The organism is Actinomadura bangladeshensis (assembly GCF_004348335.1).
GTDB classification, from domain to species: domain Bacteria; phylum Actinomycetota; class Actinomycetes; order Streptosporangiales; family Streptosporangiaceae; genus Spirillospora; species Spirillospora bangladeshensis.
Genome location: NZ_SMJW01000322.1, coordinates 1 through 7,966 on the forward strand (window position 1 = coordinate 1; position 7,966 = coordinate 7,966).

General features: G+C 71.9%; 9 protein-coding genes. 6 read left to right on the forward strand and 3 right to left on the reverse strand.

Features of this window, described 5'->3' with window-relative positions; translation table 11 throughout:
- Both E1284_RS36165 and E1284_RS36170 read right to left on the reverse strand, forming a co-directional pair.
- Positions 1–180: tautomerase family protein (locus tag E1284_RS36165; RefSeq protein WP_131944657.1), on the reverse strand; the 180-nt coding region annotated here is incomplete at its 3' end.
- Between the two features lie 16 nt (positions 181–196).
- Positions 197–1,255 carry an amidohydrolase family protein gene (locus E1284_RS36170; protein WP_131944658.1) on the reverse strand — a complete coding sequence of 353 codons (1,059 nt, stop codon included), beginning with the start codon at positions 1,253–1,255 and terminating at the stop codon, positions 197–199.
- 222 nt (positions 1,256–1,477) lie between these two features.
- Between E1284_RS36170 and E1284_RS36175 the strand changes: the two genes are divergently transcribed.
- The 5 genes from E1284_RS36175 to E1284_RS42730 all read left to right on the forward strand — a co-directional run bounded on the left by E1284_RS36175 (position 1,478) and on the right by E1284_RS42730 (position 5,074).
- On the forward strand, positions 1,478–1,897 hold the full coding sequence (locus tag E1284_RS36175; RefSeq protein WP_165965564.1) for a RidA family protein: 420 nt from the start codon (positions 1,478–1,480) through the stop codon (positions 1,895–1,897).
- Between the two features lie 14 nt (positions 1,898–1,911).
- The gene (locus tag E1284_RS36180) at positions 1,912–2,430 is read left to right on the forward strand and encodes a 3-hydroxyanthranilate 3,4-dioxygenase (protein ID WP_131944660.1); all 519 of its coding nucleotides are present in this window, start codon (positions 1,912–1,914) and stop codon (positions 2,428–2,430) included.
- 48 nt (positions 2,431–2,478) lie between these two features.
- Positions 2,479–3,702 carry a 4-hydroxybenzoate 3-monooxygenase gene (locus tag E1284_RS36185; protein ID WP_131944661.1) on the forward strand — a complete coding sequence of 408 codons (1,224 nt, stop codon included), beginning with the start codon at positions 2,479–2,481 and terminating at the stop codon, positions 3,700–3,702.
- Positions 3,699–4,460 carry a 2-keto-4-pentenoate hydratase gene (locus E1284_RS36190; protein WP_131944662.1) on the forward strand — a complete coding sequence of 254 codons (762 nt, stop codon included), beginning with the start codon at positions 3,699–3,701 and terminating at the stop codon, positions 4,458–4,460. The genes E1284_RS36185 and E1284_RS36190 overlap by 4 nt, the downstream gene beginning before the upstream one ends.
- Positions 4,461–4,885: 425 nt before the next feature.
- Positions 4,886–5,074 carry a hypothetical protein gene (locus E1284_RS42730; RefSeq protein WP_207924147.1) on the forward strand — a complete coding sequence of 63 codons (189 nt, stop codon included), beginning with the start codon at positions 4,886–4,888 and terminating at the stop codon, positions 5,072–5,074.
- Positions 5,075–5,135: 61 nt separating this feature from the next.
- On the opposite strand, the gene E1284_RS36200 is transcribed toward E1284_RS42730, so the two are convergent.
- Positions 5,136–6,122 (reverse strand): ABC transporter substrate-binding protein, encoded by a 987-nt coding sequence (locus E1284_RS36200; protein ID WP_131944663.1) that lies wholly within the window; start codon positions 6,120–6,122, stop codon positions 5,136–5,138.
- Positions 6,123–6,246: 124 nt separating this feature from the next.
- Here E1284_RS36200 and E1284_RS36205 point away from each other — a divergent pair, with 124 nt between their 5' ends.
- Positions 6,247–7,869 (forward strand): amidohydrolase, encoded by a 1,623-nt coding sequence (locus E1284_RS36205; RefSeq protein WP_131944664.1) that lies wholly within the window; start codon positions 6,247–6,249, stop codon positions 7,867–7,869.
- Positions 7,870–7,966: the final 97 nt, after the last annotated feature.

The window sequence follows — 7,966 nt, forward strand, 5'->3', positions numbered from 1 at the left end:
CTCGGCGAGCGTGACGCCGCCGGCGGCCCAGTGCGTCGGCGGGAGCTCCTGGACGAGCACCCGCACGCGGGCCGGGTCGGTGCCGGTGGCGCGCACGACCGCGTCGTGCACCTCGGCGATCAGTCGCCGGATCTGGTCGGGCGGCCGGCCGGCGGCCAGGCTGATCTGGACGAGCGGCATGTCGGGACCTCCTTCGTCAGTGCCACTGCTGCAGGGAGGGGATCAGCCGCAGCGCGTTCCCGGCGAGGACCGCGCGCTCGGCCGCCGGGTCCAGGCCCTGCCGCCGGACCGCGGCGACCGCGTCGACGTCGGCGAGATCGAACGGCAGGTCCGTGCCGAGCAGGACGCGGTCGTGCCCGGCGTCCTCGATCAGGCGGCGGAGCGCGGTGTCGTCGAAGACGGCGGTGTCGAAGTACAGCCGGCGCAGGTAGTCGCGCGGCGAGTGCGGGATCGTCCGCGACTCGGCCTTGCGCGTCCAGCCGAGGTCGAGCCGGGGGACCAGGCCGGGAAGGCAGCCGCCGCCGTGCACGAGGCAGAGCACCGGGTCGTGCCGGTCCAGCACGCCGCCGAAGATCAGGCGGGCGGCGGCGAGCGCGGTCTCCGCCGGATAGCCGAGCAGCTGCACCAGGTGGAAGTCGCGGAGCCGGGCCGGGGACGACGCGCGGCTCGGATGCACCAGGCAGAAGGCGCGGCGCTCGGTGAGCAGGGCCCACACGTCCTCGTTGACGGGGTCGTCCAGCTCGCGGCCCCCGCCGAAGGTGCCGGCCGTCAGCCCGGCCATGCCGAGCTCGTCCAGGCAGCGGGCCGCCTCGCGGGCCGCTCCGGGCAGGCCCACCGGCACCGTGCCGAGCGCCGCGAGCCGTCCGCCGCCCTGCGCGACGTACTCGGCGAGCGCGTCGTTGGACCTGCGGGTGACCTCCATGACGAGGTCGCCGTCGTCCGAGGACGAGCCGAACACGAACGGCGGCGCCGCCACCAGTTGCAGGTCGATGCCGGCCGCGTCCAGCGAGGCGAGCCGGCGCGGGACGTCGTACTGGTCGGCGGGCAGCGGGATCCGGGCGCCCTTGGCGACCCCGGACACGGCCGGGTCCAGCAGCAGCGTGCCCGCGTCGATCCGCGACAGGTCCGCGAGGCCGCTGTCGGCGAGGTGGCGGAGCAGCGGCATGGGCATCGCGTGCGCGTGGACGTCCACGGCCGCCGGCCCGCCCGCTCCGCGAGGGGCCCCCGAGGCGGCGGGCCCGTGCGTCGGTGTCATGCCTGTGTCATGCCTTCCTCCGAGCCTAGTTTCAGATAACCATTATGATGGATTAGGTCGCGGCTGACAATCTTCCGGATGGTCGCGCAGGTCGGCGGACGGTAGTTGATCAAGCGGCATTGACTCTAACCAATATGGTGGTTAGAGTCGCGCCGAACGGCGGACCGCGCCCGGTCCGCGCCGGTTTCCGCTGGTCGGATGCACAGTCGAGCAAGGAGTGCCATGTCGAAGATCTCGGTCAGTTCGAGCAACGCGCCCAAGGTCGGCTTCTCCGCGGGCACCGTCCCGCCCCTGTCGCAGGCGATCGTCCACGGCGACCTCATCTTCTGCTCCGGGTCGGGCCCGCTGGACCCCGCGACCCGGGAGATCGTCTCCGATGACATCGCCGCGCAGGTGAAGCAGACGCTCACCAACCTGCTCGCGGTCGTGGAGGCCGCCGGCGGCACCAAGGACTCGATCCTCAAGTGCAACTGCTACCTCCGCGACGCCGCGCAGTTCCCCGAGTTCAACCAGGCCTACCGGGAGTTCTTCGCCGACTGCGAGAGCTTCCCGGCGCGCACGACCGTCAACGCGCCGCCGCACCGCGCCGGTGTGAACGTCGAGGTCGAGTGCATCGCCGCCGTCGTCACCGAGCAGAGCTGAGTGGAGGAGCGGCCATGACCGTGCCGTACCGCATGCCGGTCGTCGACCTCGACGCGATCGCCGAGCGCCTCGGCGAGAGCGGCAAGCGCGTCGAGGTCCTGTGGCAGGAGAGCGAGTCCCTCGCCTTCGTCGCGCGCGGACGCGAGTACCGCAGCGAGTTCCACCTCAATCCGAGCGACGAGGTCATGTACACGATCCGGGGCGAGCTGCGGCTGCACAGCCGCCAGCCGGACGGCACCGAGGTCGTCGATGTGATCCCGGAGGGGTCGGCGATCTTCACGCCGTCCCGGCTCCCGCACTCGCCCCGGTTCGACCCGGACGCCTTCATCATCGTGATCGAGCGGCTCCGCCGGCCCGGCGAGCTGGACCGGTTCCAGTGGTACTGCCAGAACTGCGGGGAGTTCCTGCACGAGGAGTCCTGCCACATCGCCGACTACTCGACCGACCCGGTCGGCGAGGCGTACCAGCGCTTCTTCGACGACGTCGAGGCCCGCACCTGCAACGGCTGCGGCGACGTCCTGCAGCCCTACTGAAGCCCCACCCCCACCCCGCTTCGCGCCGCCCGGTGCTCAGGGAGAGACATGGAACGAACACAGGTCGCCATCATCGGGGCGGGTCCGGCGGGCCTGCTCCTCGGCCGGATGCTGGAGCTCGCCGGGGTCGACGCGGTGATCCTGGAGCACCGGACCCGCGCCTACGTGGAGGGCCGGATCCGGGCGGGCATGCTGGAGGACCGCACCGCCCGGCTCCTGGACGAGCTCGGGCTCGCCGACCGGATGAACCGGGAGGCGGCCGTCCACCACGCGTTCGAGATGCGCTTCGACCGGCAGCGCTACCGGATCCCGATGGCGGAGCTGACCGGCGGCTGCACCGCCGTGATGTACAGCCAGCAGGAGATCGTCCGGGACGCGATCGAGGCGCGGGTCGCGTCCGGGCTCCCGCTGGAGTTCGACGTCGACGACGTCCGCCTCGACGGCGTCGACACTGACACGCCGACCGTCCGCTACCGCGCGGCGGACGGCACCGAGCACGTCCTGGCCTGCGACTTCATCGCGGGCTGCGACGGCTTCCACGGGGTGTCGCGCACATCGATCCCGGCCGGGGTGCTGACGTCGTACGAGCACGACTACCCGTTCGCCTGGCTCGGCGTGCTCGCGGACGTCCCGCCGTCCACGTTCGAGCTGATCTACGCCTGCCACGAGCGCGGATTCGCCCTGCACAGCATGCGGTCGAGCGAGGTCAGCCGGTTCTACCTGCAGGTCCCGCCGGACGAGGACCTGGCCGCCTGGCCCGAGGACCGCATCTGGAGCGAGCTCCGGACGCGGCTCGGCACCGACGACGGCTGGACGCTCGCCGAGGGCACCGTCACGAAGAAGAGCATCACCGCGATGCGCAGCTTCGTGGTGGAGCCGATGCAGTACGGGCGGCTGTTCCTCGCCGGGGACGCCGCGCACATCGTCCCGCCGACGGCCGCGAAGGGCCTCAACCTCGCCGCCGCGGACGTCCGGCTGCTCGCCGACGCGCTGTGCACCTGGTACGAGTCCGGCGACGACGCCGCCCTCGACCGCTACTCCGGCGACGCGCTCCGCGGCGTCTGGCGGGCGCAGCAGTTCTCCCGCTCCATGACGTCGCTGCTGCACCACGACCCGAGCAGCCCGATGGAGTGGCGGTTGCAGCACGCCGAGCTGAAGCACGTCTGCACGTCCGAGTCGGCGATGAAGAACTTCTGTGAGAACTACGTGGGATACCCGCCGGTCGGACGCATCCACCGGCGCGGCTCCCAGACGGAGAAGGCCACCACATGACCACCGACACCGGTGCACTCGACCGCGCGGCGGAACGCCTGGACACCGCTCAGCACACCGCCACCGCGGTCGAGCAGCTCCCCGCCGGGCTCACCCCCGCCGACGCGTACGCGATCCAGGACGCGGTGATCGCCCGCCGCCTCGCCCGCGGCGAGCGGCCGGCCGGGCTCAAGCTCGGCTTCACCAGCAAGGCGAAGATGGCGCAGATGGGCGTGTCCGAGGTGATCGTCGGACGGCTCACCGACGCCATGCGCGTCCCGGACGGCGGCGAGGTCGCGCTCGGCCGCTTCATCCACCCACGCGTCGAGCCCGAGGTCGCCTACCGCATCGCCCGCGACGTGACCCCCGACGACGACGAACTGCCCGTCGACGCGGTCGCGCCCGCGCTGGAGATCATCGACTCGCGGTACCGCGACTTCCGGTTCAGCCTGCCCGACGTGATCGCCGACAACGCCTCGTCCGCCGGGTTCGTCGTCGGGCCCTGGCAGCCGCTCGGCGCCGACCTGGGCGACCTCGCCGTCCGGCTGACCGTCGGCGGCGAGGTTGTCGAGACCGGCTCCACCTCCGCCATCCTCGGGCACCCCGACCGGGCCCTGCCCGCGCTGCTGGAGATCGCCCGCCGCCAGGGAATGCCGCTGCGCGCCGGGGACGTCGTCCTCGCCGGCGGCGCCACCGCCGCGGCCCCGTTCCCGCCGGGCCGCGTCAACGTGGACATCACCGGCCTCGGCACCGCCTCCGTGATGGGCACCGCACGCTGACGCGGGGGAAACGAACGGAGTGAGGCAGATGTTCAACGTGCTCTAATGAGGAATCCCGGTCGTTCGCGGCCGGGAGGAATCGCTTCCCTGCCCAGCGCCCAGGCGCCGGTCCGGGCGTTCCCGTCGGCCGCTGCACGCACGATCCTGGCCGCGAAGACATGTTGGACGTAGGCACGCAGGTTGAAGCGCCACCGGCGTCAAAGGCAAGACCGCCTTGCAGCGGCTGGTGTACGACGAGGTAAAGGCGATGGGCTTGTCGGCGCAGCCGGCGATTCACTGCATCCGCAAGGCCGCGGGCGCCTACGCCGCCCTTGCCCAGAACCTGAAGGCCGGCAATTACGGGCCGCAAGGTTCGCGGCGCCGCGTGGCGCGGCGGCCGCTTCTACCTGTACGCCACCTGCGACGTCCCCCATGCCCCCGAGTACGTGCCCGACGGGTTCACCGGAGTGGACCTGGGCATCATCAACATCGCCACCACATCCGACGGCACCAACCACTCCGGCAAGCACGAGGCCCTGCCGCGCCGGGCCCGTGGCGCTGTCGGCCGTTGCGCTCACCGGCTGCGCGTCCGGGAGCAGATGTCGGCGGAGCTCCGCCGGGAGGCGACCATCTAGATCGATCGCACCATGCGAAAGGTGGGCCGGACGTCGCCGTCCGGCCCACCTTCTCGTCATGTCAGCCCTTCGGCTCCTGGATGAGGTCGTCCAGGTTGACCGGCTTCTCGATGAGCTTGTACTTCTGCGTCAGCCGCACCAGTTCCTCGATCGAGTCCCGCTGGAACGTGGTCGGCCAGGCGATCATGTTGATCTTGGCCGCCTGGTCGGCGGGGATCTTGGCGTAGGAGGGCAGGATCTTGCGGACCTCCTCGGGGTGGGCGTTGGCGTACTCCAGCGACTGCCGCACCGCCGCGTCGAACCGCCGCACGACGTCCGGGTTGCTCTTGGCGTAGGCCTCCGAGGTGAAGTACGAGGCCACCGCCAGGTTCGGGTGGGTCTCGGAGTAGTTGTTCAGGACGGACCGGGCACCGCGCTCCTGCAGCGAGGTGACGAACGGCTCGCACTCCCAGGCCGCGTCGATGCGGCCCGTCTCGACCGCCGTGACCATGTCGGGGAAGCCGATCTCGGTGAACTTCACGCCCTCCGGGTCGACGCCCTTCTTCTCCAGCGCGGCGCGGATCGTGACGTCGCCGATGTTGTTGAGCGTGTTGACCGCGAGGGTCTTGCCCGCCAGGTCCTTGACGTCGCGGATCTTGCTGTCCTTCGGGACGAGCACCTGGCACGCCTTGTTGTTGTCCGGCGCGATGCCGACGCCCGGCGTGATCGCCTGCAGCGGCACGCCCTTGCTCTTGGCGATGATCAGCGACACGTTGTTGGAGAACCCGAACTGGTTGCTGTTGCTGACGACGGCGGGCACGATCGCCGCGCCGCCCGCGGCCAGTTGCGGCTCGACCTTGAGTTTCTGGGCGCTGAAGAACCCCTGCTGGACGCCGAGGTACAGCGGGGCGACATCGGTGATCGGGATCAGGCCGACCTTCACCGTGGTCACGCCCCCGGCGTCGGTCGTGCCGGAGGCGCCCCCCGAACCGCACCCGGCGGCGGCCAGGCCGACCGCGAGCGCCGCGAGGCCCACCCGGAGTCGACGCCGTCGAATCGTTCCCATCATGGCTTCACTCCTCTGAGCGGAGACGCGGCATCAGGCGCCGCTTAAAGTCGAACGATTATCATCATTATGATTCACAGGTCAACGGTGCCGCCAGGTCAAACCGCCCTGATAACATACAATCGTTATGAGGAATCATGCAGACGACCACATCGTCCGGGCCGGCTCCGTCATCACCATGGACGCCGCGCGGCCGCGCGCGGAGGCGCTCGCGGTCCGCGGCGGGCGCATCGCCGCCGCCGGCTCGTTCGACGAGGCCCGCGCCGCGCTCGGCGAGCACGCGCCGGTGCTGGACCTCGGCGACGCGACCGTCCTGCCGGGGCTGATCGACACCCACATGCACCTGCTGTGGACGGGCCTCGCGCACGTGCTGCTCGACCTGGCGGGCGAGCGCAGCATCGAGGGCATCGTCCGGGCGACGCGCGCCTGGGCCGACGCCCACCCCGAGGCGCCGTGGGTGGTGTCGTCCGACGGGTGGGAGATCGAGGACGTCGCCGAGCGGCGCCTGCCGACCCGCGAGGAGCTCGACCGCGCCTGCCCCGACCGTCCGGTGCTGATCCTGCGCTGCGGCCACGAGGGCGCGGCGAACTCGGCCGCGCTGGCCATCGCCGGCCTGACCGACGGCACGCCCGACCCGCCCGGCGGCCGCCTCGGCCGCGACGCGGCGGGGCGCCTCACCGGCGTGCTGATCGAGCCGCCGGCGATCGAACTGGTGCGCCGGTACATGCCGCCGCAGGACGACCGGACCCGCCGCATCGGCATCGCCGCCGCGGCCGAGCAGGCCCTGGCCGCCGGCCTCACGTCAGTGATCGAGCCGGGCCTGCGCACCGAGGAGCTCGCCACCTACCAGGGCATGCGCGAGGACGGCGAGCTACCGCTGCGGGTGACCGCGATGCCGCTGCTCGTCGCCGGCGCGTCCGTCGAGGACGAGATCGCGCGGCTGTCGGGCATCGGCGTGCGGTCGGGCTTCGGCGACGACCGGCTGCGCCTCGGCCCGGTGAAGGTGTTCCTGGACGGCGGCGGCTCGCTCGGCACCGCCTACCTGCGCGAGCCGTGGCCCGGCCGGTGCGGCGACCACGGCCAGCTGCTGCTCGACCCCGACTCGATGCGCACGCTCGCGGCGGGCCTGGTGGAGCACGGCTGGTCGCTGGGCGTGCACGCCGTCGGCGGCGGGGCGCTCGACCTGCTGTTCGACGTCCTCGACCATGCCAACCGCGTGGCCCCGGTGGAGCCGCTGCGCTGCCAGGCGATCCACGCTTACCTGACGCCGTCCGAGCAGAACATGGCCGACGCCCGCCGGCTCGGCGTGGTCGTGGCCACCCAGCCGACGATGCAGGAGCAGTTCGCCGACCGGCTCATCTCCCAGCTCGACCGCGAGACCGCCGCGGCCGCGACGCCGCTGGCCACCTGGCACCGCGCGGGCGTCCGGCTGGCGGGCGGCTCGGACTCGCCGGTCACCCCGTTCCAGCCGCTGCGCGGCATCTGGCAGGCGGTGACCCGCCACCACGCGCCGAGCGGCGGACCGCTGGGCCCCGACGAGCGCCTGGACGTGGACGCCGCCCTGCGGATGTACACGTCCGACGCCGCCTACGCCGCGTTCAACGACCACGCGGTGGGCGTGCTGCGCCCCGGGATGCGCGCCGACTGGGTAGCCCTGGGCGCCGACCCGACGCAGTGCCCGCAGGACGACCTACGCGACCTACCAGTACTGGCCACCGCAGTAGACGGCGTCCTCCGCCACCGCACCTAACCCACCCCCCGCTCCGTTGACCTGCGGCGTGTTGTTGTTATGAGCGCCTCCATAACAACAACACGCCGCAGATCAACGAGACGAGACGGGACGGGCG